This window comes from Duganella radicis, from assembly GCF_009720825.1.
Lineage (GTDB): Bacteria > Pseudomonadota > Gammaproteobacteria > Burkholderiales > Burkholderiaceae_D > Rugamonas > Rugamonas radicis.
The window spans coordinates 1-389 of record NZ_WNKY01000135.1 but is presented as its reverse complement, the minus strand read 5'-3'; the positions used below and the strand labels follow the sequence as shown (position 1 = coordinate 389).

Below are 389 nucleotides of genomic sequence, written 5' to 3'. Positions count from 1 at the left end.
ACTAGCTTGACGATAACCTACTTTCACACTGGTTGCAGCACTATCATCGGCGTAGAGTCGTTTCACGGTCCTGTTCGGGATGGGAAGGGGTGGGACCGACTTACTATGGTCATCAAGCTTTGACTTGTACTAGCGTCGCGTCTTTCTCCGCGGCGCCATGAATCTGGAAGGCAGTATTATAAACGATTTATACCGTTTATCAAGTAATTGTTTCAGGTAATGAGCGTAATCAACGCAACAATTCTTAAAGCCATAACCTGCTAAGGTTATAGGGACAAGCCGTACGGGCAATTAGTATCAGTTAGCTTAATGCATTACTGCACTTCCACACCTGACCTATCAACGTCCTGGTCTCGAACGACCCTTCAAAGAGCTCAAGGCTCTGGGAA

At 46.5% G+C, this 389-nt stretch carries 2 rRNA genes; both read right to left on the bottom strand.

The window, feature by feature from the left end:
- Positions 1 to 4: 4 nt before the first annotated feature.
- Positions 5 to 117: ribosomal RNA gene (rrf, locus tag GM676_RS31390) — 5S ribosomal RNA — on the bottom strand.
- A 153-nt stretch (positions 118 to 270) separates the two neighbouring features.
- A 23S ribosomal RNA gene (locus GM676_RS31385) occupies positions 271 to 389 on the bottom strand; the annotation flags it as partial.